Raw genomic sequence first — 23,516 nt, 5'->3', positions numbered from 1 at the left:
ATTGTCCATCATATACGGTTTTCTCATTTTGCCCACACGACAGGAAAAATAAAGCCGTCACTGCATCAATTGCAGAACGGCATTCGGGCATTTCATCGCGTCGTATTGCTCGTCGCGTTTCTTCAGAAGCAGCTCGCGGAACCGGCTAGACCGCTCGGCGTCGTGAATGAGCTTGAACCATCGGTCGACCGTATCGTTCGAATCGAGCATCTCCCCGAACCCGTTGTTGATAAAGTACTCGCAATTTTCTTCTTCCTGGCCGGGAATCGGCTCGTAAAACAGCATCGGCAGCGCTTTGCTCATTCCCTCGGTGCATGTCATGCCGCCGGGTTTGGTCACGAGCAGGTCTGCGGCGTCCATAAGTTTGCTTACTTCCCGAGTGAACCCCATGATCCGGATGTTGGGATGCTGGAACATCGGGTCGGCAAGCATCTTCTCCTTCATCTTCTCGTTGGAGCCGACGCAGAAGATGAGCTGCGTGGATTCGCGCCACTTGGTCATGTAAGAGAGGGCGCTGTCTTCGTACAAAATGCCCCAACCGCCGCCCATGACCAGCGCGGTGGGCATGTCGCGCAGCTCGAATTGCCGGCGAACCTCTTCGCGGTTGGTATGCTTCCAGAAATTCGGATGGACGGGAATACCGGTCACGTTGACGCGCTCAGGATCGACCCCTTTGTCCACCAAACGCTGCTTCACCTGCTGCGTCGAAACCAAATACTGGTTGACTTCCTGGCTCACCCACGAGCCGTGGGCGTCATAGTCCGTAATCAGCGTATATAAAGGCATATCGAGTCCGAGTCGCTTCAATCTCGCCACGACGGTGTTCGGGACGGGATGCGTGCATATGATCAAGTCAGGCTTAAGCTGTGCGATAACTTGGGAGGTCTGCGTATAGAACATGCGATGCAGAGCAAGCTGAGTGAAGCGGTTCGTCGGCTTTTTATAGTTGCTTCGGTACATGAGCCCGACCATCTTCGGCTGGCTGCTTACTGTCTTGCGATAGGCAGATACGATCCATGGACCTATGACGGGATTAAGAAATTTCCCTAGTTCGATTACCCTGGCGGAGACGCTAGGGCATAGCTGCTTAAGTCCCACAGCGAGCGCGTATGCTGCTTGCGTATGGCCGGAGCCAAACCCTTCCGAAAGCAGAAGCACTCTCTTCTTTCGCATATCCTCACCTACTTTTCTATTTCCATATTACTTCGCGTGTTAGGTTAATACAAGCATATCTATGAAGCTTGATAATAATTTAAGGTTATTTTACCATATAAGAAATTGTAAACATCCGATGTAGACGGAAGTACTTAATTAATGGAGGATACCGATATGATAAGCAAAGAAGCAATGGACTATCAGGCTGGAGATATCGTGCAAGCGGAGGTCCGTTCCGGGCGTTACGTGGCCGAGCTGATGGAGCTGAACGGTCCACGCGCACTAGTGAAAGTGCTGGCAGTGCTGGCACATCCGGAGCAGGGGGATCTTCATCAGCCCTACAACCCGGATGTCGCCATGTTCCATGAACGCCGCGCGTTAAGTTATACGGAGAAAACGACGGTTCTGATTCGGGATTTACAGCCTTACGCGGGCGAAGTGCCGAATTATACCGAGTCGTTGAGAGCGGCGGTAACGTCATCGATCCAGTCGCTCGACCGATTGAACCGCTGGACGGCCAAGGCGCTTGAATCGATTCGCCAGTTGGAGAAAGAATATAAATTATAATTACGAGTTAATGAATGCGATTTTTTGTTCGTGGCGGTATTCTACTTGGAAACCCAAGCCTTCCGATAAAGCGGCAAGAGGCAGATACGTCTTCTTCTCGCCGGCGAATTGCTGCAGGTAAGCAGGCTCCGCATTAAGCGGTACGGTCTTGCCATTCACTCGGATCGTCTTGGCTCCGACCGTAATATCGACGGTGCGTCCATCCAGCGTAATGCTCGCTGTCGACGTCGCCGCGTTCCACTTGAGGTCGGCCCCCATCGCGTCCGTAATATCCCGGACGGCTAGGAAAGTCCGGTCTTTCTTAATAACGGGAGCATATTTCGAAATGATTTCCTTGCCATTCACGACGACCGATATCGGTACGCCCGCCACACGCGGCTTCACCGATTTGTATTCGCCCCATAGCTGCTCGGCATAAGCTTTGCCCAGCGCGGCATATCCGTCGGCCGTCGGATGAATGTCGCCGTCGGAGATCGATGTCAGCGTGAGGATGCTTTTCTCGATCGCGGAGGCGGCGTCGCTGATTTTGATCGAAAGCCCTTTGTCGCCGTGAGCCTTCGCAAGCTCGCTTAACCTTGCATTCAACTGCGTCTGGCCATCCTTCAGGAATAACGCTGTGGACCCAGCTACCTTTAAATAGGTAATCTCGCCCTTGATCTTCATGAAAGGAAGTGGCAAGTATTGATTTGCGATCACCACTTCGGCGTTCGGTTGCAGCTTGCCGATCATCTCCAGGACGCCGTCCAGTTTCGTTTCGTAATTGTCGATCAGCAAATCAAGCTCCGATTGAAGTGCCGCCTTCTCGTTTTCCGGCAGTGCGCCGATGTTCGTATCCATCCCCAGCTCGTTCACGAGACCGAGGAAGTCGTTCCCGCCGATCGAGATAAGTACTGTTTCCGCATCGCGAATATCGTGCGCAAGCGTGCCGGTCAAGTCCGCGAGCATGTCTTCCGCCCTCGGATCCGGCAGATTGGCTTGAATGTCCGACTCCGTAACTTCCAACCCCTCGATGGAAGCCTGCAGCCATTTGGCCAGCCCCTCGGTTCTGAGCCCGATCACGCCGTAATTGCTGTATTCGGCCCGAAGACCCTGGAACAGCGCTTGCTCGAATACATGCTCGGCATAACCGTACGGAACGGATTGTTCCGTGAAGCCTTTCTGGTAGCCCGCGGCCAGCGAGTCGCCTATCACCACGATGTCATATGTACTGCCGGTTGCGTCTGCTGCCGCCGCGTCCGGTTCGGCGAACGCCGTGCCTGCCGAGAGCAGCATGGCCACGGCCAAGGCGCCGCTCGCCGTCTTCCTCAGCGAATTCCTGAATTTACTATACAATCTCTACACGCCCTTTTGATAAAATGGTCTAAAAGAGGTTGTTCAAAAAGTCCACTTTTGATCACGAAGAATATCGGGTAGCTTATTCGACATCGAAACTTGAATTCAGCCGGAACTTCCGGTGCTCACGTAGCTCCACTACGCTCCGCTCCTCATTTCCTAGCTTCATTCAATTTTCTCGGTGCTGAAAAGCGGACTTTTTGAACTTGCACTAAAACTAAAGCTTCACCACTCTAGTCGAACTCGTGTCGCTCCCGCCGAACCTTGTCGGAATCTTGCCACGCCAGAATCGTAACTGAATATTTCTATTGTGGTAATAAAAAATATTAAATTGATTCCGATTTGCCCTGATGTTAAAATCATATAATAATCGCTTAGCAACGGTATGGCAAGTGAATGGCAAGGAGCAGGCGGATGAGCCTCGTCCCCTACCATTCTATGATAATCCAAGCCAAAAATGAAGCCAATTAAGTGATCAAGCCGGGTTATTTTCCACTCTGAGAGTCCGATTCGCCGAAATGCGGGGAAGGTTCTTACATTTCAACGCGAAACGCGCTTAACGCAGCCAGAAATCGACATCATTCGTTCGCTTGGAATTTTTATTGCTTACCCAAAAATCTTCTGATAGAGAGGTTGCAGACTACAATGAAAGAAAATATTTTGGGATTGCCGCCTAAGCAAGGACTATATGATCCGCAGTTCGAGAAAGACGCGTGCGGAATGGGCTTCGTAGCCAGCATCAAGGGGGTTAAATCGCATAAGGTCATTCGCCAGGCGCTGCATCTGCTCGAGAACATGGAGCATCGCGGCGGCCAGGGAAGCGAACCGAACACGGGTGACGGGGCAGGTATCCTGCTTCAGATTCCTCACGCGTTTTTCTCCGCCGAGCTTGAGAAACAAGGCATCTCGCTTCCACAGGAAGGCGAATACGCCGTAGGCATGATCTTTATGCCGCATGACGAGACCGCTCGCGCCGCCATCGAGCGCGAAGTCGAGAGCATTATCGCCGAAGAGAACCAGTCGCTGATCGGCTGGCGCACGGTTCCGACAAACGACGAGAAGCTGGGCGCATCCGCGCTGGCCGTTAAGCCGTACGTCCGTCAGCTGTTCATCGGCAAGAACGCCGATCTGAAGGAGACGCTGGCGTTCGAGCGCAAACTGTACGTAATCCGCAAACGTGCGGAGCTCGTGATCCGATACGCGGGCAAAGACGGAGGCAACATGTTCTATTTCTCCAGCCTTTCGTCCAAGAAGATCGTCTACAAAGGCATGTTGACAACGGAGCAAGTACGTTCGTTCTACTTGGAATTGAACGACGAGACTGTCGTGTCTGCTATGGCTTTAGTGCATTCCCGTTTTAGTACGAATACGTTCCCGAGCTGGGAGCGGGCGCATCCGTTCCATTACCTGATCCACAACGGCGAGATCAATACGCTTCGCGGCAACGTGAACTGGATGCATGCCCGTCAGACGCTGTTCGCGTCCGAGCTGTTCGGTGACGATCTCGAGAAGATCAAGCCGATCATCAATCCGGATGGATCGGATACGGCGATGTTCGACAACACGCTGGAGTTCCTGCACCTGTCCGGCCGTTCCTTGCCTCATGTCGCGATGATGATGGTGCCGGAGCCGTGGTCGGGACACGAAAGCATGAGCGACGACCGCAAGGCGTTCTACGAATACCACAGCACGCTGATGGAGCCATGGGACGGACCTGCCGCCATGGGCTTCACCGATGGCACGCAGATCGGCGCAGTGCTTGACCGCAACGGCTTGCGTCCTGCCCGTTATTACGTAACGAAGGACGATCATATCATCCTCGGCTCCGAAGCCGGCGTCGTCGAGATTCCGGCCGAAGACATCCTGTACAAGGACCGTCTGCGCCCTGGCCGCATGCTGCTCGTCGATACGGAGCAAGGCCGCATCATTTCGGACGAGGAAGTGAAAGCCGCGATCGCGTCGGAGCATCCGTACCGCGAATGGCTCGACGAGCATCTCGTTAACCTGGATGACCTGCCGGAAGCGCCGGAAGTGCCGGAGCCAAGCCACGATACGGTTCAGCAGCGCCAACAGGCATTCGGTTACACGTTCGAGGATATCCGCAAAGTGCTGGAGCCGATGGCGGGCAGCGGCCAAGAGCCGATCGCTTCCATGGGCTACGACGCTCCGCTTGCCGTATTGTCGGAACGTCCGCAGCGTCTTTACAACTATTTCAAGCAGCTGTTCGCGCAAGTTACGAACCCGCCGATCGACGCGATTCGCGAAGAAATCATCACGTCGACGGGAACGACGATCGGACCGGAGCGCAACCTGCTGAACCCGGAGCCGGAGAGCTGCCGCCATATTAAGCTCGACACGCCGATTCTGTCCAACGAACAATTCGCCAAGCTGCGCCATGTGCGCCGCCCGGGCTTCAAATCGATTACGCTGCCGATTTTCTTCACTGCGAGCGAAGGCGAAGAAGGATTGCGTTCCGCGCTGAAGACGTTGTGCGAAGCGGCGGATCGCGTCATCGGCAAAGGCCATAATATGCTCATTCTGTCAGACCGCGGCGTCGACAAGGAGAATGCAGCGATACCGGCGGTGCTTGCCGTATCCGCTCTGCATCACCATTTGATTCGCCAAGGCACACGGACGAAGGTTGCGATTCTGCTCGAATCCGGCGAGCCGCGCGAAGTGCATCACTTCGCGTTGCTTCTCGGTTACGGCGTCAACGCTGTGAACCCGTACCTGGCGTTCGAATCGCTGGACGACATGATCCGCCAAGGCATGCTGAGAGGCGTGTCGCATGACAAAGCGGTGAAGAACTTTATTAAAGGCGCGACCAAAGGCGTCGTGAAGGTTCTGTCCAAAATGGGCATCTCGACGATCCAGTCATACCGCGGCGCCCAAATCTTCGAGGCGCTCGGCCTTCGCGAAGACGTCATTAACGAATACTTTACGTGGACGCCGTCCCGTATCGGTGGCATCGGCCTCGACGTGATCGCGGAAGAGACGCTGAAGCATCATAACCGCGCTTTCGCGGAACAAGAAGGCTCCGAGAAGGAATTGGATTCCGGCGGCGACTACCAGTGGCGCAAGGACGGCGAGGACCATCTGTTCACACCGCAGACGATCCATACGCTGCAGATAGCATCACGCGCGAACGACTACAAGTTGTACAAGAAGTTCTCCGCGCTCGTACAAGGCGAGAACCGCAAACATCTGACGCTGCGTTCGCTGCTGGACTTCAAGAAGGGCGGAGTGTCCGTTTCGATCGAGGAAGTCGAGTCCGTCGAGTCCATTGTGAAGCGGTTCAAGACCGGCGCGATGTCCTTCGGCTCGATCAGCAAGGAAGCGCATGAAAGTCTTGCGATCGCGATGAACCGCTTGGGCGGCAAGTCCAATACGGGCGAAGGCGGCGAAGATCCGGCGCGCTTCATTCCGGACGCTAACGGCGATTCACGCCGCAGTGCGATCAAGCAGGTTGCGTCGGGCCGCTTCGGCGTCACGAGCAACTACTTGGTCAACGCGGACGAAATCCAAATCAAGATGGCGCAAGGCGCGAAGCCCGGCGAAGGCGGACAGCTGCCAGGACTGAAGGTATATCCTTGGGTTGCCGAAGTTCGGGGTTCGACGCCTGGCGTAGGCCTTATCTCGCCTCCGCCGCATCACGATATTTACTCCATCGAGGATCTGGCAGAGTTGATTCACGATCTGAAGAACGCCAACCCGCGCGCTCGCATTAACGTGAAGCTCGTATCGGAGGTAGGCGTCGGCACGATCGCGGCAGGCGTTGCCAAAGGCCGCGCCGACGTGATCATGGTCAGCGGCTTCGACGGAGGCACTGGCGCTTCGCCGATGGGCTCGATCCGCCATGCGGGACTGCCTTGGGAGCTTGGTCTTGCCGAAACGCATCAGACGCTCATGCTGAATAAGCTGCGCGACCGCGTCGTCATCGAGACGGACGGTAAAATGATGAACGGCCGCGACGTTGCAATCGCGGCGCTGCTCGGCGCCGAGGAATACGGCTTCTCCACGGCTCCGCTCATCGTTCTTGGATGCGTTATGATGCGCGTATGTCAGTTGGACACTTGTCCGGTTGGCGTGGCGACTCAGAATCCGGAGCTTCGGGCCAAGTTCATGGGCGATCCGTCCCATGTTGTCAACTACCTCCGTTTCATCGCGGAAGAGATGCGCGAAATTATGGCCGAGCTTGGTTTCCGCACGATCGAAGAGATGGTCGGACGCGTAGACCGTCTGGAGACGAAGCAGCTTGTCGAGCACTACAAGGCGAAGGGCCTCGATTTATCCGGCATCCTCTACGAGGGCGAGACGGAAGAAGGAGCTTACCGTTACAACGTTCAATCGCAGAACCATGGTCTTGAGCTGTCGCTCGACGTGCAGCAGCTTGTTCCAAGCGCCAAGGCGGCGATTGAGAACGGAGAGAGTGTGCGCGGGACATTCCCGATTCTCAATACGAACCGCGTAGTCGGCACGATTCTGGGATCCGAAGTGACGAGACGTTACGGCGCCAATGGATTGCCTGAAGATACGATCTGGTACCACTTCGTCGGAACAGCCGGACAAAGCTTTGGCGCGTTCGTGCCGAAAGGCATTACGTTGTCTGTCGAAGGCGACACGAACGACTATTTCGGCAAAGGTTTATCCGGCGGCAAAATCATCGTCGCTCCATCGCCGAAAGCGACATTCGCGGCAGAGGACAACGTCGTCACCGGCAACACGGCATTGTATGGTGCTACCGGCGGCCAAGCATACATCCGCGGCATCGCGGGCGAACGCTTCGCGGTTCGGAACAGCGGCGTAAACGTTGTTGTCGAGGGCGTAGGCGACCATGGCTGCGAATATATGACAGGCGGCCGAGTCGTTATCCTTGGCGGTACGGGACGCAACTTCGGAGCCGGCATGTCTGGCGGCGTCGCGTACGTCTACGATGCGAAAGGCGAATTCTACAACAACTGCAACCTGGAGATGGTGCTTCTCGAGCGCGTTGCGGAAGAGCAGGACATCGCGGAGCTTCGCGGCTTGATCGAGAGCCATGTCCGTTACACGGACAGCGCGATTGGCGAGACTGTGCTTGCGGATTGGGAAGCTTCGCTTGATAAGTTCGTGAAGGTCATTCCGAAAGACTACAAACGTATGCTCGAGCAGATTCGCAAAGCCGAAGACACCGGTCTTCAGGGCGGAGATGCGCTTCTGGCGGCATTTGAAGCGAACAAACGCGAGCTTGCACGTGCAGGCGGCAAATAAAAATTCGGATTAACATGCAAACTCGCAGCGGGTCTTCGGACTGACGCTGCGAGTTTTTTTCGTAAAATTCATCGTCTTGCATGGCGCTACCAAACGTTTCCTGTTTCGTATATACTGAAGGAACTGAACGAAGCTTACAATAAATATGCATTTAGAATAAGGAGGCATGAACGAATGGGGGAACCGATCGTTCGCTTGCGTGACGTCACGAAGCGAATTGGTAAACGAACGATAATCGACAAGCTGACGCTCGACTTGCCGCTTGGCGAAGTGTTCGGCTTCTTGGGGCCGAACGGCGCGGGCAAAACGACGACCATCCGGATGATGGTGGGGCTCATGTCGCTTACGTCGGGCGAGATTCTGATTGATGGCCACAGCATAGCGAAGGAATACGAGAAGGCGGTCAAGCATGTTGGCGCCATCGTCGAAAATCCGGAGATGTACAAATATTTGACCGGTTATCAGAACTTGATTCATTATGCCCGCATGATGCCTGGCGTGACGTCGCATCGCGTCAAAGAGGTCGTGTCGCTTGTCGGATTGGAAGCCAGGATTTACGACAAGGTGAAGACGTACTCACTTGGAATGAGGCAGCGTCTCGGCGTTGCCCAGGCTATTTTACATAAACCGAAGCTGCTTATTCTCGATGAACCGACGAACGGCCTCGATCCCGCAGGCATCCGGGAGCTGCGCGATTATTTGCGCAAGCTGGCCAAGGATGAGGGAATCGCCATCTTCGTGTCGAGCCATCTCTTGTCGGAGATGGAGCTTATGTGCGACCGCGTCGCGATCATTCAGAATGGCAAGCTGATTGACGTCCGGACGATTCAAGGCGGAGATCAACCGGCAAGCGCGCGGCGTGTCGTTATGGAGGTAGATCAGCCGGAGGAAGCGGTACAGACGTTATCCGCGTCGGGACAGACAGCGGAGTTGTCAGGTGCCGGACAAGGAGCTGGCGCGGGTTCTATCGCCATCTATGGCGGCAAGGAAGAGATTGCGACGGCAAATGCCGCGTTGGTTCATGCCGGAATCAAAGTGTATGGCATTCGGGAGGACGTGAAGTCGCTCGAGGATCAATTTTTGGAAGTGACGGGAGGCGAACGCATTGGGTGACTTTCTGAGCTTGGTACAGAACGAGAACATGAAAATTTACCGCCGCGTGCGGACCTATGTTATGCTCGGCATATTAATCGGTTTATCGATCATTATTTCCGTTATGTGGCTTGCCTTCGGCGAACGCGCGCAGACATCGATGTGGGACGTTGCTTTCCTGGAGTCCTCCATCATGTTTTTCCTTGTCACGATCTTCACGGTTATCGTTGCGGCTGGTGCCGTAGCGGAAGAATTTACGTCGGGAACCATCAAGCTTTTATTGATAAGACCGTGGTCGCGATCCAAAATATTATTATCGAAGTACATAGCGGTACTGCTCTTTGCCTTGCTGCTGGCTGTCATCCTATTCCTCAGCACGCTAATCGTGAACTGGCTCTGTTTTGGAGTAGGGAACGGCTCGCCTGCGATTTCAACGCTTCCCGCGGAGAGCGGCAGCGATGCGTTCGTTTATCTTTTAAAGTATTACGGATTGACGCTGATCACTTCCGTCGTGACGGTTACGCTCTCGTTCATGCTCTCGACGATTTTTAGAAGCAGCGGCCTTGCGATCGGGATGGCGTTGTTCCTGCTACTCATCGTTAACAACTTTGTCATGCTGTTATCCGGACTGAAGTATAAGTGGATCGACTACGTGCTGTTTATTCACTTGAATCTGGCGCAATATTTGGGTGACTTCCAGATGAGGGAAGGAATGACGTTAGGTTTCTCTTTAGCCGTGCTTGCCGTCTATTATGTCATATTCATCGCGCTGACATGGTACGTGTTTAATAAGCGTGATGTGTCGGCGTAACACACCTTATAGCCTTATGTGCACGCGCACAAAAAGAAAGCCGTCCTTAAGTGCGCTCGTAGTCGTGAGCGCGTAACGGACGGCTTTTTGTATGTTATCCCGCTTGACGAGACTTGGCGCGGGCATCGTTGTTCTTGGTATCGTTTTTGTACGCGCCTGGCGGATCCGTCTCGGCAGCTGGACGCTGCTTGGTTTCCGGAATTTGCTCCATCCGGCATCCGCCATTAATTAATCCGCCTTCTTGGATAATTAACGAATGAGCCGTAATGTTGCCTGTCAGTTGTCCCGAACCCGTAATGATGAGTCGCCCCTTCGTCACGACGTCTCCGAACAGCTTGCCCGCAAGCGTAATGTCGCGCGCTTCGATATTGGAGCGAACGATACCGCACTCCCCGATAATGATATCGCCTTTGCATTCGATATCGCCGCGGTATTCGCCTTCGATCCGAAGATTGGCTTCGCTCATAAGTTTGCCTTCAATGACCGTACCCTGCCCGATCAACGTATCCGTAGCGATGACGCGCTTGTTCTCCTTAAACATTAGCATTAACCTCCTCGGCATTTACCCGTGATTGGAGAAGCGTCCGGCATCCAGTACTAAGAGCTAGCTTCGAGTAGCCAAGTACTTTAACGGATTGACAGGCTCGCTTCGCTGCATGATTTGAAAATGCAGGTGAGGCCCCGTACTTCTGCCGCTTGAGCCAAGCTGTCCGATCTTCTCGCCACGCACGACAAGATCGCCCTCGCGGGCATCGATCTGTTTGAGATGCATATAAGCGGTCTGGAGATCACCTAAGTGCTTAATGATGACGTAGTTACCGAACTGCGAGTCGTAACCTACTTCCGATACCGTGCCGTCCGCGGCGCTGAATACGGCGTCGCCGCTTTTACCGTCGATATCGATTCCCGCATGGAAAGCTGCCCGTCCCGTAAAAGGGTCGCGGCGGTATCCAAAGCCGGAAGTCAACTGTTTGGAGCGCGTAGGCCACAAGTTCGGAAAGGCATCTACGGTCATCCGTTTTTGCTGCGCTTGCTTAAGCGTTTGCTCCATGGACGTCTCCATCGAGTCGACCATCAGACTGAGCGCCTGCAGGTCGAGAGAGGTATGCTGGGCAAGCGAAGCGATCTGCGCCGTATGCTGCGGGGCAGGCGAATAGACGGCGTTACCCCGAGCATCGGAATACGCGGATAACGTACGTACGACAGATCCGCTTTTCGTACTCGGCGAGCTCGTCGTATCGAGTGTGGAGCTGCCGTATTTCTCGATAAACAGCTTAAGCTTCGCCTCGAGTTCGTTCAGCTCCTGCATCTTCTTCTTCATTTCTTGCGTTTGTCGCGACAATTCGAGTATTTCTTGCTGCAAGGAGACGATCGCTTCGTCCTTCCCGGCAATGACATCGTCCATTCCGGTAATCGTTCGTGTGAATTGGGCCGACTGGCTCGACAGCTCCTCTTCCAAATGCTTCAGCTCGTATGCAGCCTTTATCTGCAAGCCCGCGATGCAGCCCGACACCGCAAGCACTGCTGCCATCGGCGCCGCTACGACCGAACGCTTGGAAACCGAGAACTGCTTTACCGTCTTGTCAGCGCCGCGCATCACAACAAAAGACCATGTTGGCTTCCGCGCTCGTGTCACTGGTTTACTCCTTCCGGCCGGCGTAATAGTCATGCAGAACGTTCTATGACTATTTATTCTCGGAAGCTATAAAACATACCAGTAAAGTTTATTCGAGTGATGCAAGCCTAGCGTCCCCGGTAGAAGACGGCCGGCTTTTTTGTATACCCTTCAATTCGCATGGAACAATAAACGGTACGGCATTCGGACGGTTGGTTAAATGTTAGTTCGTTTAAGACGTATGGGAAAGGGGGGATTCATTCCATGCAGGTTTGGTTGTGGTGCATCGTCACGGCGCTCTTGGCTTATGTTGCTCAGATCGGGGTCATCCTATTGCTTGAGCATCGGCGGCAGTCGCATTTGGCAGCCTGGATTTTCGTTGCGATGGTGTGCCCTTACTTGGGATTCGCAGCTTATTGGCTTCTTGGGAGAAGGATTGTTCGAGTGCGGACTAGGCGTCTCATCGATGAGCAAGCAAGCGAATCGGACAGGCGCCGCGAGGCGCAATCGCGCAAGGGAAACGAGTCTGGAATCGAATCTCTCGGCGATCGTCTAACCGCGCTGGTAGAAGCTCGACTTCCCTACCCCGCCACTAACCGCAACCGCACCACTGTGCTGACCGACGGGGAAGACACGTTCGATTCGATATTGAAGGCGATCGAGCAAGCCGAACATCATATCCATTTGGACTACTATACGATACGAAACGACGGAATCGGGAATCGATTTCTGGATGAGCTCACGAAAAAAGCGAAGGCCGGCGTACAAGTCCGCGTGCTGTACGACGGGATCGGAAGCTTGCATTTGTCGGAATCGTTTATTCGTCAGCTTCGCAGCTCCGGCGCCAAGACCGCTTGTTTCTCGCCGCCCGGCGAGTCGTTGTTGAAGAGAAGGCTTAATTTTCGAAACCATCGCAAAATCGTCATTGTCGACGGCCTTGTCGGTTTTCAGGGCGGAATCAATATCGGGGACGAATATTTGGGATTGGACAAACGCCTCGGTTATTGGCGCGATACGCATCTTAAACTCGAAGGAGACAGCGTCCATCAGCTGCAGTCTATCTTTATGGACAATTGGTTCCGGGCGACGAAGGAGCGGATCCAGGAGGAGTCGGAAGGCAGACCGTCCCCTTATTACCCCGCGCATCGTTGCGACAACAGCGAACAAGTAATTCTCGTCCCGGGCAAACCCGGCATTCACGATCAGATGATCGTAGAAGCGTTGTTCGTGGCTATGTCGGAGGCGAGGCAAACGATTTATGCCACAACCCCCTATTTCATACCCGATCCTTCGATCGCCGCCAGCCTAAGAATCGCTGCGAGGAGCGGCATCGACGTTAAGCTCATCATTCCCGGTATCTGCGATTCGAAGCTGGTTCTGCTCGCTACTTTTTCCTATGTACAAGACATGCTCGACGCCGGCGTGCAGATATACAGGTACTGGAAAGGTTTTAATCATGCTAAGGTGCTTATCGTGGATGGGCGGCTGGCATCCGTTGGAACCGCGAATTTGGACATGCGCAGCTTGTACAGCAATTACGAGCTGCTTGCCTTCCTCCAAGGTGAAAAGCCGGTTCGCCGTCTCACGGAGGACTTCATGAACGACCTTGCCCAAAGCAAGCGCATCGATCCCGAAGAGTTTGCGAACCGCCCGAGAAAACAAAAAGCGAAGGAAAGCGTGCTCCATTTGCTCTCGCCGCTGCTATAAACGAGCGCCCTTGCATGATTTACGCCTGAAACGGGCATATTTTGGTCAGGGCTATGGGCCATCATTTTAAGGAGGGAAGCTGCGATGACAGAACAGAACCAAGCGGAAGAAAAGAACCTGCAAGCGCAAGCGGCCGAGCCGCATTATGAAGGTCGTGAAACCTACGATATGGATATCGACCGTATGGTGAACGAAGGGCTCGGCGGCGGCAACGTCTCGATGCAAAACGGTCTGATTGCTGAGTCGACGACCGATACGATGACCTCCGAATGGGAAGGGAAGGAATAAACGATGGATACGACGCGCGCCAAACAAATTTACGAATCGAAGGATACGATCGGCGTCAAGCTGGAGGGCGATCCCGTTTGGATCGAGAATGTGGACGAAGCTAACGGGATGGCGACGGTGACGGTCGGCAATAATCCTGTGAATACGCAGACGGTTTCCGTCGATCGGCTCCAGGAGGGCAACTGACTCGATCTCGAGACGCTGCAAGGAATAAGTCGCATTAATTTGCGAATGTTAAAATGGAAATAAGCCCATGGGGCGTTTGGCCATCGCCGAACGCTCAAGGGCTTTTTTGCATGTAAAGCCAGCATCAGCATTTATCCGCCGTATGCTTCCCGGAACGCTTCGGAAAGTTTGACGCGGTCTACTTCCCACAATTCGGCGATTTCGGCGCTGACGTTCTGATCCCACCAGTCGGATTGCGCTTTCCGATTATCTTTATGCTCGACGATCCAGGGCAGGTTGAGGACGACCTTCTTGAAATAGATCGTTTCCGCCTGCTCGATCTTATCCTTCGCTACGTAAACCTTAAGCCGCTTGACCGTACGATACAGCTCGGTGCTGCAGGCTCTGCGTATTTTTCGCGCGGTAGGCAAGCCGGACGAATGTTTTTGGTCGTGCTTATTCATGAAGTACCGACTCCTCTCTTCCTCATAAAATATGCGGGATCCGAATCGGTGGTCACTGGAAGGTCGTTCGCCCGATATGATAGAATAACAAAGGCGGCGCTGCTTGTCGGCAGTCCGCGACAATCGAGGGCGGAGGGTGAAGATGGAAAGCTGGATTACCGATTTTATGGAGCAATACGGGTATCTGGGCATTTTGCTCATGATTGCGTTAGAGAACTTGTTCCCGCCGATTCCATCCGAGGTGATTTTGACCTTCGGCGGTTTCATGACGACGTATACGAAGCTGACGCCGCTCGGCGTCATTACGATCGCGACGTTAGGTTCGCTGATCGGAGCCATTATTTTATATGTCATCGGGCGTTGGCTCGGGGTCGAGCGGCTGGAGCGCATTATCGACCGCTGGGGCGGGGTGTTGCGCGTAAAGAAGGAAGACGTGCGCAAGGCGGATGCCTGGTTTGACAAATACGGCTACTGGGCCGTGCTGCTGTGCCGGATGGTGCCGCTCATTCGAAGCTTGATTTCGTTGCCTGCCGGCATGTCCGGGATGAAGCTGATTCCGTTCCTGCTGTTCACGACGATCGGCACGCTGATTTGGAACACGATTCTTGTCTCTGTCGGCACAGCCGTCGGCGGCAATTGGAACAAGATCGTCGAGTTCATGGACGTCTATTCGAACATCGTTTACGCGCTGATCGCGATAGCTGTACTTATCGTGTTTTTCCTTTATATTCGCAGGGCTAGAAAATTTTAAGTATAATAAAAGCACAGCATCGAAGGAGAGAGGGATACATATGAGCAAAAGCGTGGCAGAGAAGTTGGGGAAAGGAATTAGCCCCCAACAATTCGTGGACGGGATGACGAAGAACAAGGAAACTTTCATCGGATGGATGGAGCAATTCAGCTGGCCTTCCCAAGAGGATCGCGAGTTGTTCGAATCGATGAATAACCGCGACGATCTTCGTTGCCTGATTCTGATGGCCGATTGGTGCGGAGACGTCGTGCGGAACGTGCCGGCCGTCTTCGGCGCTCTCGAGGTAACGGGCATCCCGACGGAGGTGCTCATTATGGAAGAGCATTTGGACACGATGGATCAATTCCTGACGATGGGCGGACGCTCGATTCCGATCGTGATCTTCGCGGATACGGGCGGCGCGGTGCTTGGGCAATGGGGACCGCGTCCGAAGCGCATCCAGGAGCCGATGGTGGCGTTCAAGCAGGCAAACCCGGACCGCGAGGCGGCCGATTACCAGGACAACCTGGCGGCAACCCGGAAAGAAATCGGGATTCGTTACGGCGAAGGACCCGGCTACCAGGCCGAAGTCGTCAAAGAGCTACGTGCATTATTGGAGAGCTTCTAACCGATGGGTGCCGAGTTTAAAGTCGAGACGTTCTCGCTCGGTCCGATCCAAACGAACTGTTACCTCTTGACGGTAAAAGACGGAGAGCGGGAGCGCGGCATCGTCATCGATCCAGGCATGAATCCGAAACGGCTGCTGGATCGGATTGCGGATACGGAGGTCGAAGCGATCCTGCTCACGCACGCTCATTTCGACCATATGGGCGGAGTGGACGAAGTTCGTAAAGCCGCGGGATGTCCGGTCTATATTCACGATATGGAAGCGGATTGGCTTACGGATCCGCGCAAGAACGGCTCCATGCGATGGCAGGACGTGACGCCTCCGTTGTCGACGGACCCGGCCGAATTCGCGCTGGCGGAAGGCCAGACGCTGGAGATGATCGGACATCGTTTTTCGGTCATGCATACGCCGGGACATTCGCCGGGCAGCGTTAGCTTCTTATGTGGCAACCATCTGTTCTCGGGCGACGTGTTGTTCAAGCTGTCCGTCGGCCGTACGGATCTGCCCGGTGGACGGGAGCGCGATCTGTACGACTCCATCCGGACGAAGCTGTACAAGCTGAATCCGGAAGTGATCGTTTATCCCGGCCATGGCGGCCGCACGACGATCGGCTTCGAGAAGGCGAACAACCCGTATACGGGGTAAGGCGAATTCGGATTGTAACGAAAATACAGGGGCTGTCACATCGCCGCTCACGGGCATGGGGCAGCCCCGTTATCGATATGAAGGACGGTGCGTGCGAAGGTGGCGGAATTAACGAAGCGGACGGCGGAAACGATTTTGGAAGAACAAAGCGGCGGCAAGACTAAGCTTACGGATGAACAGAGGGATACGGAAAATAAACGAATCATCGCTTCAATCGCGGCGACTTTGTCGATTCCTGCGAGCAAAGTGAAATCGGCGGTTTCCTTGTTGGACGAAGGCAACACGATTCCGTTCATCGCCCGATACAGGAAGGAAATGACGGGCGAGCTGGACGAGAACGAGCTGAGGTCCATCGAAGAGAAGCTGTCGTACATGCGCGGCTTGGAAGAACGGAAGCGTGAGGTTGTCCGTCTCATCAACGAGCAGGGCAAGCTGACGGCCGAGCTGAAGTCGTCGATCGAAGCGGCAACGAAGCTGCAAGAGGTAGAAGATTTGTACCGGCCGTACCGCCAGAAGCGCAAGACGAGAGCGAGCGTGGCGAAGGAGAAAGGGTTGGAGCCGCTGGCGGATTGGATATGGTCGCAGCCGCGCCAAGGGGATCCGGCGGCCGCTGCTAGCCGATATGTCGATGCGGACAAGGGAGTCGACACGCCGGAGGATGCTTTGCAAGGCGCGATGGATATCATTGCCGAGAATATCGCGGACGATGCTTCGATCCGTTCATGGATCCGCAAATTTACGTTCGACCAGTCGCTGCTTCGTTCGGAGGTTAAGAAGGCGGATACTGAATCCGTTTATGAGATGTACTACAACTACCAGGAGCCGGTGAGGAAGCTGCCGCCGCATCGGGTGCTCGCGATCAACCGCGGAGAGCGCGAGGAAGTGCTTCGCGTCGCGTTAGACACGCCTATCGACCGCATTCACGAGCATATGCGGCGAAAGCTACTGCGAGGAGGTACGGCGGCAGCCGTGGCGGCATTGCTCGGGACGGTCATCGAGGATGCGTACAAACGGCTGATCGCCCCATCCATCGAACGAGAGGTGCGCGGCGAATTGACGGAGAAGGCCGAAGAACATGCCATCACCATCTTCTCCGAGAATTTAAGAAACCTGCTGCTTCAACCGCCGGTTCGCGGCCATGTCGTGCTGGGGGTCGATCCGGCTTATCGGACGGGCTGCAAGCTTGCGGTCATTGACGACACCGGCAAGCTTCTCGAGGTTGCCGTTACGTATCCGACGCCGCCGAACAACAAGGTAGCCGAAGCGGAGAGAACGATCAACGGATTCATCGACAAGTACAAGGTTGAACTCATCGTCATCGGTAATGGCACGGCATCGAGGGAGACGGAACAATTCATCGCATCGCTGATCGGCAAACGGAAAAGCGCGGAAGGTCCGGAGCTGCGTTATATTATCGTGAGCGAAGCGGGCGCGAGCGTCTACTCCGCTTCCAAGCTCGCGGCTGAAGAGTTCCCGTCGCTCGACGTAGCGGAACGAAGCGCCGTATCGATTGCCCGCAGACTGCAGGATCCTCTTGCAGAGCTGGTTAAGATCGAGCCGAAAGCGATCGGCGTCGGCCAATATCAACACGACGTCAGCCAGAAGCGGCTTGACGAGACGCTTGGCGGCGTCGTGGAGTCGGCCGTTAACCATGTCGGCGTAGACGTCAATACGGCTTCCGCGTCGCTCTTGTCATACGTGGCGGGGGTGAACGGCACAATCGCCAAAAACATAGTCAAATACCGCGAGGAAATCGGCCGGTTCTCGAAACGGTCTCAGCTTCAGAAGGTGCCAAGGCTTGGGGCGAAGTCCTACGAGCAATGCATCGGATTCCTGCGCATTCCTGGTGCCTCGAATCCGCTTGACCGTACGCCGATCCATCCGGAGTCGTACGCGGTCGTGGACAAGCTGTTCAGTGAGCTTAAGCTCGAGCTGAAGGGGATCGGCAGCGATGAGGTGAAAAGGGCGCTCCAGGACGTCGACGCAGCCGCTCTGGCCGCAAAGCTTGAAGTGGGCGTGCCAACACTGCGAGACATCGTGGACAGCCTCCTGCGGCCGGGACGCGATCCGCGCGAGGAGCTCCCGCCGCCGATCTTCCATACGGATGTGCTCCAAATCGAGGATTTGACGGCGGGCATGGAGCTTCAAGGCACCGTTCGCAACGTTATCGATTTTGGGGCGTTCGTCGATATCGGCATCAAGAACGACGGGCTGGTTCATATTTCCCAGCTCAGCGACAAGTTCGTGAAGCATCCGATGGATGTTGTCTCCGTTGGCGACACGGTCACGGTCTGGGTGCTAAGCGTCGATCTGAAAAAAGGACGCGTCGGCCTGACGATGCGCAAACCGGATTAATGATTAAATCAAAAAAGCCTGTCCGTAGCGTCGCGAGTCGACGCGAAAGGGCAGGCTTTATTACGTTTGGATCGGGTGCCCCGCCACACCGTACGAATCGGATCGTTCCGATGCGGATGGCCGGTAGAAATCAGTGTAATAAAAATAACTTGGTAACCAGAAGTTAGTTAATTGACAATTGTGCGCGGAGGAACTATACTGTACTTAATATTATTACAGTTATAGAGATATGAGGAGGAAGAAACCATGACACAATTGATTGATTCCAAAGTAAATGTACAGACGACTTTTGCAGGCCAAGACGAAGTACCTTTTTTCCAAGTTGTAGGCGACCGGCGTTCCGTACGCAAATACGACAGCAGCGTGAAAATTTCCGAGGATGAACTTCACGAGATCCTGACGATTGCGACAAAAGCGCCGTCGTCGGCGAACATGCAGCCATGGCGCTTCATGGTCGTGACGGACGAGGAGCTGAAGCAGAAGCTCGTTCCGATTGCCTTCAACCAAAGCCAAGTGGCCGAAGCATCGGCCGTTATTATCGTAATGGCGGACCTGGAAATGTACACGCGCGCGGAAGAGATCTATGCCGGAGCCGTCGAAGCAGGCTTCATGACAGAAGAAGTGAAAACGAATATGGTCGCGAACTACTCCAAGATGTACGCTTCTATGCCGGCTGACCGCCTGCGCGAGCTTGTAGCTTTCGACACAGGCCTCGTTGCGATGCAATTGATGCTGACCGCGCGCGCCAAAGGCTACGATACCGTCCCGATGGGCGGCTACAACCGCGACCAGGCGAAGGAGCTGCTTGGCATCTCCGACCGTTACCTGCCGACGCTGATGCTTCCGATCGGCAAGGCTGCGGCTCAAGGCCATCCGACGACTCGTCTGCCGATCGATCGAATCGTCTCTTACAACGGCAAGATGGAATAATTTCCTCCCGAACCAATAAGCTCGCACGACGAATAAACCCGGCTGTTCGCAAGCGCGAGCAGCCGGGTTTGCATGTGTGCAATATAGGGTTGAGTCGATCAATTATTGGATTACCGTTCCGCTTTCATGTCCCTTATGTCCCTGTTTCGTTCGGTAGAAATACCAGCAATCGTTCAGCAGCTTAATCTGCCTGCGGTCCTTCTGTTGAAATGCGCGCATCAGTTGGTTGCACAGCCACTGCGGCATACGCATCGTCCTCCTCCCGGGCCTCACCTGTTGTTCTACTACCATATGGCGATAGGCGAATATCCGTGCAGGTCCAAACGAATTCCATGCACGGGGACAGGGAAGGGAAGCTATTACGCATGAGGAGCAAGAGCATTCACGCAAAATCCGGTTCTATTACCCGAGCTGCTCTTCTTCGTATTCCTCGTACCATTGCTCCAGTTGGGCTTGAAGCGCGCGGATTTCCGTGAGCAATGAGATGAGTGGGTACGACTTCTCCTGAACGCCGGCGAAGTCCTTCTCTAAGGCGTTCAAGTAATCGAGCCCGGATACGATCGTAATGGACGTATCGTGGAGGTCCAGGTGATCGCATTCCGCGACCGCGTAAGGCAATACGGGCACCTTGTCTGCGGTCAGTTTATCGATTTCTTTATGTAGGCGCAAGTTCAGCGCGCTTAGCTGGTAAGCGTGCGATGCCGGCATTTCGACGAAGCTGATCGTGTGTTCCTGTTTCATTAGTACATATCGCATAGTAGCCATAAGTTCCGTGATCTCCCCTCGGTCAGTTGATGCGTAGATCATACCTACTTGACAGTGTAGCCTATCGGCGCGTTAAAATTCAAGTAGTGAAGGAGGGCATGGCCATGGACAACGATACGCTGCAGTGCTGGGTGGAGCGCGTATCGCTCGAAAGCTTCGGCAGGCCGTTCAAGCACGAGGCGACGTTTAACGGGCGATTGAAGGCGACCGGAGGGCGCTATTTTACGAAGTCGCACAATATCGAGATCAGCCCGCATCAGCTTGCGGCGTACGGAGCCGAGGAGACGGAGCGGATCATCAAACACGAGCTCTGCCATTATCACCTGCATATCATGAAGCGGGGGTACCGCCATCGGGACGCGGATTTCAAAACGTTGCTGGCCCATGTGGGAGGCTCCAGGTATTGTCAGTCGCTTCCCGAGCGGAAGATTCGACAAGCGGCCCCATTCCGTTACAAGCTTGTTTGCGGGAGCTGCGGGATGGAGTATATGCGCAAAAGAAAATTGGATCCGGCCCGTTACGCCTGCGGACGCTGTAGAGGAAAATTAAAAATGATAGCGCTTGACAACGCGAATACGCCATGATAAATTATTACTTGTCACTTTCAATTTTTGTTGTTCCCTGATAGCTCAGTCGGTAGAGCACTCGACTGTTAATCGAGTTGTCACAGGTTCGAGTCCTGTTCGGGGAGCCAGTTCATGGAGAAGTACCCAAGTGGCTCAAGGGGACCCTCTGCTAAGGGGTTAGACTGCGTAAGTGGTGCGAGGGTTCGAATCCCTCCTTCTCCGCCACCATATTTTCGAAGGACTCATCGCTAGTACACGGGAGGCCGAACGAATATCGGTCTTTTTATTTTGCCCGACGAGTGCCGGAATGATTAGGTCGAAAAAAATGCTTGCAATATGACGGACGAGATGATACAATCATTCTTGTCGCCAAAAAGCGAAGCATTACGAAATTGCAACATGTGGCCCGTTGGTCAAGGGGTTAAGACACCTCCCTTTCACGGAGGTAACAGGGGTTCGAATCCCCTACGGGTCACCACAAACCTCTTTGCGAAGCAGCTCTTGTGTGGAGTCGTTTCCGTTCATGAGAGCCATTAGCTCAGTTGGTAGAGCACCTGACTTTTAATCAGGGTGTCGAAGGTTCGAGTCCTTCATGGCTCACCAGTTTCTTCATCCCTCGAAGACGCTGGCATGCAGGGGTCGGTAATCATTAATTATGTGCGGTAGTGGTGGAATGGCAGACACGCTATCTTGAGGGGGTAGTGGGCGTACGCCCGTGGAGGTTCGAGTCCTCTCTACCGCACCATAACTTTAAACACGACAAGTCCTTGCGCTGCAAGGGCTTTTTTATTTTTCTTGGAACATGAACGCGTCGATCCCGTAAATAATTATACATAAAAACATCTTGGTAGTGAGTATCCATCATTCGACAGAACTTCTCATGCCAAGCAGGTCTTGCGACCGGATGCGACGAATAGATTTATTCGAAAGGGTAGGTGATGGGATGGATTGGTGGTTGATTTGGCTCATCGTGGCGGGGCTCTTGATCGTCGTGGAAATGCTGACGTTAACTTTTTATTTGCTTTGGCTGGGGATCGGCGCGCTTGCGGCTGCGGCGGTGGATGTCTTTTTCCCCGACGCGGTATTGGTGCAAGTGATCGTCGGCTGTATTGTAGCCCTCGTGCTGACGATTTTCACGAAGCCGCTGACAAGACGGTTCCATGCGGCGCGAGGCTTCAAGGATTCGCCGGATGACTTGATCGGCATGCGCGGTACGGTAGTGGAAGAGATCGGCATCGACCATCCGGGTATCGTAAAGGTAGGAAGCGAGACTTGGAGCGCGAATGCGGATGAAACGATCGGCAAAGGCGAGACGGTCATCGTCGTTAACAGAGGAAGCGCGTTTTTGCACGTGAACAAATGGGGAGGTTAAAACATGGGTTACGCAGTAACGATCGTCGTCATCGTATTAGCCGTTGTATTCATTGCTCTATCGGTAAAAATTATTCCTCAGCAGAGGGTCGGAGTTGTCGAGCGGCTCGGCAAATTCAGCCGGCTGCTAACGCCGGGCATTAATATTCTGATTCCGATCATCGACCATGTACGCACGTATCATGATCTGCGCATTCAACAGGCGAACGTGCCGCCGCAGACGGTCATTACGAAGGACAACGTTCAAGTGAAAATCGATACGATCATTTTCTACCAAGTAACGGGACCGGAGCAGGCGACTTACGGAATTTCCGACTACGTATACGGGGTTCGCAACATCAGTACGGCCACGATGCGGCAGATCATCGGCAAGATGGAGCTGGACGAGACGTTGTCCGGCCGCGAGAAGATATCGACCGATATTCGCGTCGCGCTGGACGAAGCGACGGAGAAGTGGGGCGTTCGGATCGAGCGCGTAGAAGTCATCGATATTCAGCCTCCGGCCGATATCCAGGATGCGATGGACAAACAGATGAAGGCGGAGCGCAGCAAGCGGGCGATGGTCCTGGAAGCGGAAGCCGCGAAGCAGGACATGATTTTGCGCGCGGAAGGCGACAAACAGAGTAAAATTTTGAAGGCCGAGGGTGAGAAGGAAGCGCGCATCCGCCAAGCGGAAGGTCAGCGACAAGCGCAGGAGCTCGAAGCGATGGGTGAAGCGAAGGCGATTCAATCGATCGCGGAAGCCGAGAAGAGCCGGATCGAGATGCTGCGCGCGGCTGGTCTGGATGAACAGGTACTCACCTACCGATCCTTGGAGGCACTCGGCGAAATCGCGAAGGGACCGGCCAACAAGGTGTTCATTCCGACGAGAGCGGTCGAGACGTTAGGGAGCATCGGAGCCATCGGGGAGATGCTGAAAGAAAACAAAAAATAGAAGAAAAACCGCAGGCGGATGGATGAGTGATATTATCCCCTTTAAGTAGACACTCTGAAAAAAACCTTATGTTATCATAAGGAACGAGTGAACTTGGAGGGGATTTTTGTATGGCTAAAAAGGGACAAACGTTTCAACAGTATACG

Annotated in this window: 22 protein-coding genes and 5 tRNA genes; 20 read left to right on the top strand and 7 right to left on the bottom strand. The window is 54.3% G+C overall.

All coding sequences use genetic code 11. From position 1 onward, the window contains the following. Positions 1-57: 57 nt before the first annotated feature. Entirely contained in the window at positions 58-1,173 is a 1,116-nt protein-coding gene (locus RB620_RS17220) for an MGDG synthase family glycosyltransferase (protein WP_308096324.1), read from the bottom strand. A 156-nt stretch (positions 1,174-1,329) separates the two neighbouring features. On the opposite strand from RB620_RS17220, the gene kapB reads away from it, so the two are divergent. Continuing rightward, positions 1,330-1,722, top strand: coding sequence for a sporulation phosphorelay system protein KapB (kapB, locus tag RB620_RS17215; protein ID WP_308096322.1), 393 nt, complete (start codon positions 1,330-1,332; stop codon positions 1,720-1,722). On the opposite strand, the gene RB620_RS17210 is transcribed toward kapB, so the two are convergent. Then, entirely contained in the window at positions 1,723-3,054 is a 1,332-nt protein-coding gene (locus RB620_RS17210) for an SGNH/GDSL hydrolase family protein (RefSeq protein WP_308096320.1), read from the bottom strand. 645 nt (positions 3,055-3,699) lie between these two features. Here RB620_RS17210 and gltB point away from each other — a divergent pair. The 3 genes from gltB (at position 3,700) to RB620_RS17195 (ending at position 10,207) form a co-directional block, all read left to right on the top strand. Continuing rightward, positions 3,700-8,304 (top strand): glutamate synthase large subunit, encoded by a 4,605-nt coding sequence (gltB, locus tag RB620_RS17205; protein WP_308096319.1) that lies wholly within the window; start codon positions 3,700-3,702, stop codon positions 8,302-8,304. Between the two features lie 174 nt (positions 8,305-8,478). Then, positions 8,479-9,417 carry an ABC transporter ATP-binding protein gene (locus RB620_RS17200; RefSeq protein WP_308096317.1) on the top strand — a complete coding sequence of 313 codons (939 nt, stop codon included), beginning with the start codon at positions 8,479-8,481 and terminating at the stop codon, positions 9,415-9,417. Continuing rightward, entirely contained in the window at positions 9,410-10,207 is a 798-nt protein-coding gene (locus RB620_RS17195) for an ABC transporter permease (RefSeq protein WP_308096316.1), read from the top strand. Before RB620_RS17200 ends, RB620_RS17195 begins: the two co-directional genes overlap by 8 nt. Before the next feature lie 94 nt (positions 10,208-10,301). Here RB620_RS17195 and RB620_RS17190 read toward each other — a convergent pair whose 3' ends face one another. Continuing rightward, positions 10,302-10,748, bottom strand: coding sequence for a bactofilin family protein (locus tag RB620_RS17190; RefSeq protein WP_308096314.1), 447 nt, complete (start codon positions 10,746-10,748; stop codon positions 10,302-10,304). 63 nt (positions 10,749-10,811) lie between these two features. Further along, positions 10,812-11,843 carry a peptidoglycan DD-metalloendopeptidase family protein gene (locus RB620_RS17185; protein WP_308096313.1) on the bottom strand — a complete coding sequence of 344 codons (1,032 nt, stop codon included), beginning with the start codon at positions 11,841-11,843 and terminating at the stop codon, positions 10,812-10,814. Between the two features lie 243 nt (positions 11,844-12,086). On the opposite strand from RB620_RS17185, the gene cls reads away from it, so the two are divergent. The 3 genes from cls (at position 12,087) to RB620_RS17170 (ending at position 14,003) form a co-directional block, all read left to right on the top strand. After that, a complete protein-coding gene (gene cls / locus RB620_RS17180) occupies positions 12,087-13,529 on the top strand; it encodes a cardiolipin synthase (RefSeq protein WP_308096311.1) in 1,443 nt (480 codons plus the stop codon). Between the two features lie 84 nt (positions 13,530-13,613). Continuing rightward, positions 13,614-13,817, top strand: a complete 204-nt coding sequence (locus RB620_RS17175) for a hypothetical protein (RefSeq protein WP_308096309.1) — start codon at positions 13,614-13,616, stop codon at positions 13,815-13,817. 3 nt (positions 13,818-13,820) lie between these two features. After that, positions 13,821-14,003: an H-type small acid-soluble spore protein gene (locus RB620_RS17170; protein ID WP_308096308.1), complete on the top strand. Its 183-nt coding sequence runs from the start codon at positions 13,821-13,823 to the stop codon at positions 14,001-14,003. 131 nt (positions 14,004-14,134) lie between these two features. On the opposite strand, the gene RB620_RS17165 is transcribed toward RB620_RS17170, so the two are convergent. Continuing rightward, positions 14,135-14,446 (bottom strand): dehydrogenase, encoded by a 312-nt coding sequence (locus tag RB620_RS17165; protein ID WP_308096306.1) that lies wholly within the window; start codon positions 14,444-14,446, stop codon positions 14,135-14,137. Between the two features lie 142 nt (positions 14,447-14,588). On the opposite strand from RB620_RS17165, the gene RB620_RS17160 reads away from it, so the two are divergent. The 5 genes from RB620_RS17160 to RB620_RS17140 all read left to right on the top strand — a co-directional run bounded on the left by RB620_RS17160 (position 14,589) and on the right by RB620_RS17140 (position 19,734). After that, positions 14,589-15,197: a DedA family protein gene (locus RB620_RS17160; protein ID WP_308096305.1), complete on the top strand. Its 609-nt coding sequence runs from the start codon at positions 14,589-14,591 to the stop codon at positions 15,195-15,197. Positions 15,198-15,237: 40 nt separating this feature from the next. After that, positions 15,238-15,804, top strand: a complete 567-nt coding sequence (locus RB620_RS17155) for a thioredoxin family protein (protein ID WP_308096303.1) — start codon at positions 15,238-15,240, stop codon at positions 15,802-15,804. Between the two features lie 3 nt (positions 15,805-15,807). Further along, positions 15,808-16,449, top strand: a complete 642-nt coding sequence (locus RB620_RS17150) for an MBL fold metallo-hydrolase (protein WP_308096302.1) — start codon at positions 15,808-15,810, stop codon at positions 16,447-16,449. Between the two features lie 135 nt (positions 16,450-16,584). After that, positions 16,585-18,804: a Tex family protein gene (locus tag RB620_RS17145; protein WP_308096475.1), complete on the top strand. Its 2,220-nt coding sequence runs from the start codon at positions 16,585-16,587 to the stop codon at positions 18,802-18,804. A gap of 246 nt (positions 18,805-19,050) precedes the next feature. Continuing rightward, positions 19,051-19,734: a nitroreductase family protein gene (locus RB620_RS17140; protein ID WP_308096300.1), complete on the top strand. Its 684-nt coding sequence runs from the start codon at positions 19,051-19,053 to the stop codon at positions 19,732-19,734. Positions 19,735-19,836: 102 nt separating this feature from the next. Here RB620_RS17140 and cmpA read toward each other — a convergent pair whose 3' ends face one another. Together cmpA and RB620_RS17130 are read right to left on the bottom strand one after the other, a co-directional pair. Continuing rightward, positions 19,837-19,980 (bottom strand): cortex morphogenetic protein CmpA, encoded by a 144-nt coding sequence (gene cmpA, locus RB620_RS17135; protein ID WP_308096299.1) that lies wholly within the window; start codon positions 19,978-19,980, stop codon positions 19,837-19,839. Between the two features lie 156 nt (positions 19,981-20,136). Further along, the gene (locus tag RB620_RS17130; RefSeq protein WP_308096297.1) at positions 20,137-20,499 is read right to left on the bottom strand and encodes a hydrolase/acyltransferase; all 363 of its coding nucleotides are present in this window, start codon (positions 20,497-20,499) and stop codon (positions 20,137-20,139) included. A 104-nt stretch (positions 20,500-20,603) separates the two neighbouring features. Here RB620_RS17130 and RB620_RS17125 point away from each other — a divergent pair, with 104 nt between their 5' ends. The 8 genes from RB620_RS17125 (at position 20,604) to RB620_RS17090 (ending at position 23,370) form a co-directional block, all read left to right on the top strand. After that, on the top strand, positions 20,604-21,083 hold the full coding sequence (locus RB620_RS17125) for a SprT family protein (RefSeq protein ID WP_308096296.1): 480 nt from the start codon (positions 20,604-20,606) through the stop codon (positions 21,081-21,083). A 34-nt stretch (positions 21,084-21,117) separates the two neighbouring features. Next, positions 21,118-21,193: transfer RNA gene (locus RB620_RS17120), tRNA-Asn, on the top strand. Positions 21,194-21,199: 6 nt separating this feature from the next. After that, positions 21,200-21,290 (top strand) — tRNA-Ser (locus RB620_RS17115). Positions 21,291-21,468: 178 nt separating this feature from the next. After that, positions 21,469-21,543 (top strand) — tRNA-Glu (locus RB620_RS17110). A 49-nt stretch (positions 21,544-21,592) separates the two neighbouring features. Continuing rightward, positions 21,593-21,668, top strand: a tRNA-Lys gene (locus tag RB620_RS17105). Positions 21,669-21,724: 56 nt separating this feature from the next. Next, a tRNA-Leu gene (locus RB620_RS17100) sits at positions 21,725-21,810 on the top strand. Positions 21,811-22,008: 198 nt separating this feature from the next. Then, positions 22,009-22,437: an NfeD family protein gene (locus tag RB620_RS17095; protein ID WP_308096295.1), complete on the top strand. Its 429-nt coding sequence runs from the start codon at positions 22,009-22,011 to the stop codon at positions 22,435-22,437. A gap of 3 nt (positions 22,438-22,440) precedes the next feature. Beyond that, positions 22,441-23,370 (top strand): SPFH domain-containing protein, encoded by a 930-nt coding sequence (locus RB620_RS17090; RefSeq protein WP_308096293.1) that lies wholly within the window; start codon positions 22,441-22,443, stop codon positions 23,368-23,370. Positions 23,371-23,516: the final 146 nt, after the last annotated feature.

This window comes from Paenibacillus sp. LHD-117, from assembly GCF_030929555.1.
In the GTDB taxonomy this organism is placed as follows: Bacteria; Bacillota; Bacilli; order Paenibacillales; family Paenibacillaceae; genus Pristimantibacillus.
Note: the sequence above shows the minus strand (reverse complement) of the source record. Positions and strands in the feature narration are given on the sequence as shown.

Excerpts from the sequence above, each read along its gene's own strand:
- RB620_RS17220 (WP_308096324.1), bottom strand. The coding sequence starts at position 1,173 with ATGCGAAAGAAGAGAGTGCTTCTGCTTTCGGAAGGGTTTGGCTCCGGC.
- kapB (WP_308096322.1), top strand. The coding sequence starts at position 1,330 with ATGATAAGCAAAGAAGCAATGGACTATCAGGCTGGAGATATCGTGCAA.
- gltB (WP_308096319.1), top strand. The coding sequence starts at position 3,700 with ATGAAAGAAAATATTTTGGGATTGCCGCCTAAGCAAGGACTATATGAT.
- RB620_RS17200 (WP_308096317.1), top strand. The coding sequence starts at position 8,479 with ATGGGGGAACCGATCGTTCGCTTGCGTGACGTCACGAAGCGAATTGGT.
- RB620_RS17190 (WP_308096314.1), bottom strand. The coding sequence starts at position 10,748 with ATGTTTAAGGAGAACAAGCGCGTCATCGCTACGGATACGTTGATCGGG.
- cls (WP_308096311.1), top strand. The coding sequence starts at position 12,087 with ATGCAGGTTTGGTTGTGGTGCATCGTCACGGCGCTCTTGGCTTATGTT.
- RB620_RS17175 (WP_308096309.1), top strand. The coding sequence starts at position 13,614 with ATGACAGAACAGAACCAAGCGGAAGAAAAGAACCTGCAAGCGCAAGCG.
- RB620_RS17170 (WP_308096308.1), top strand. The coding sequence starts at position 13,821 with ATGGATACGACGCGCGCCAAACAAATTTACGAATCGAAGGATACGATC.
- RB620_RS17165 (WP_308096306.1), bottom strand. The coding sequence starts at position 14,446 with ATGAATAAGCACGACCAAAAACATTCGTCCGGCTTGCCTACCGCGCGA.
- RB620_RS17160 (WP_308096305.1), top strand. The coding sequence starts at position 14,589 with ATGGAAAGCTGGATTACCGATTTTATGGAGCAATACGGGTATCTGGGC.
- RB620_RS17155 (WP_308096303.1), top strand. The coding sequence starts at position 15,238 with ATGAGCAAAAGCGTGGCAGAGAAGTTGGGGAAAGGAATTAGCCCCCAA.
- RB620_RS17150 (WP_308096302.1), top strand. The coding sequence starts at position 15,808 with ATGGGTGCCGAGTTTAAAGTCGAGACGTTCTCGCTCGGTCCGATCCAA.
- RB620_RS17140 (WP_308096300.1), top strand. The coding sequence starts at position 19,051 with ATGACACAATTGATTGATTCCAAAGTAAATGTACAGACGACTTTTGCA.
- cmpA (WP_308096299.1), bottom strand. The coding sequence starts at position 19,980 with ATGCCGCAGTGGCTGTGCAACCAACTGATGCGCGCATTTCAACAGAAG.
- RB620_RS17130 (WP_308096297.1), bottom strand. The coding sequence starts at position 20,499 with ATGGCTACTATGCGATATGTACTAATGAAACAGGAACACACGATCAGC.
- RB620_RS17125 (WP_308096296.1), top strand. The coding sequence starts at position 20,604 with ATGGACAACGATACGCTGCAGTGCTGGGTGGAGCGCGTATCGCTCGAA.
- RB620_RS17095 (WP_308096295.1), top strand. The coding sequence starts at position 22,009 with ATGGATTGGTGGTTGATTTGGCTCATCGTGGCGGGGCTCTTGATCGTC.
- RB620_RS17090 (WP_308096293.1), top strand. The coding sequence starts at position 22,441 with ATGGGTTACGCAGTAACGATCGTCGTCATCGTATTAGCCGTTGTATTC.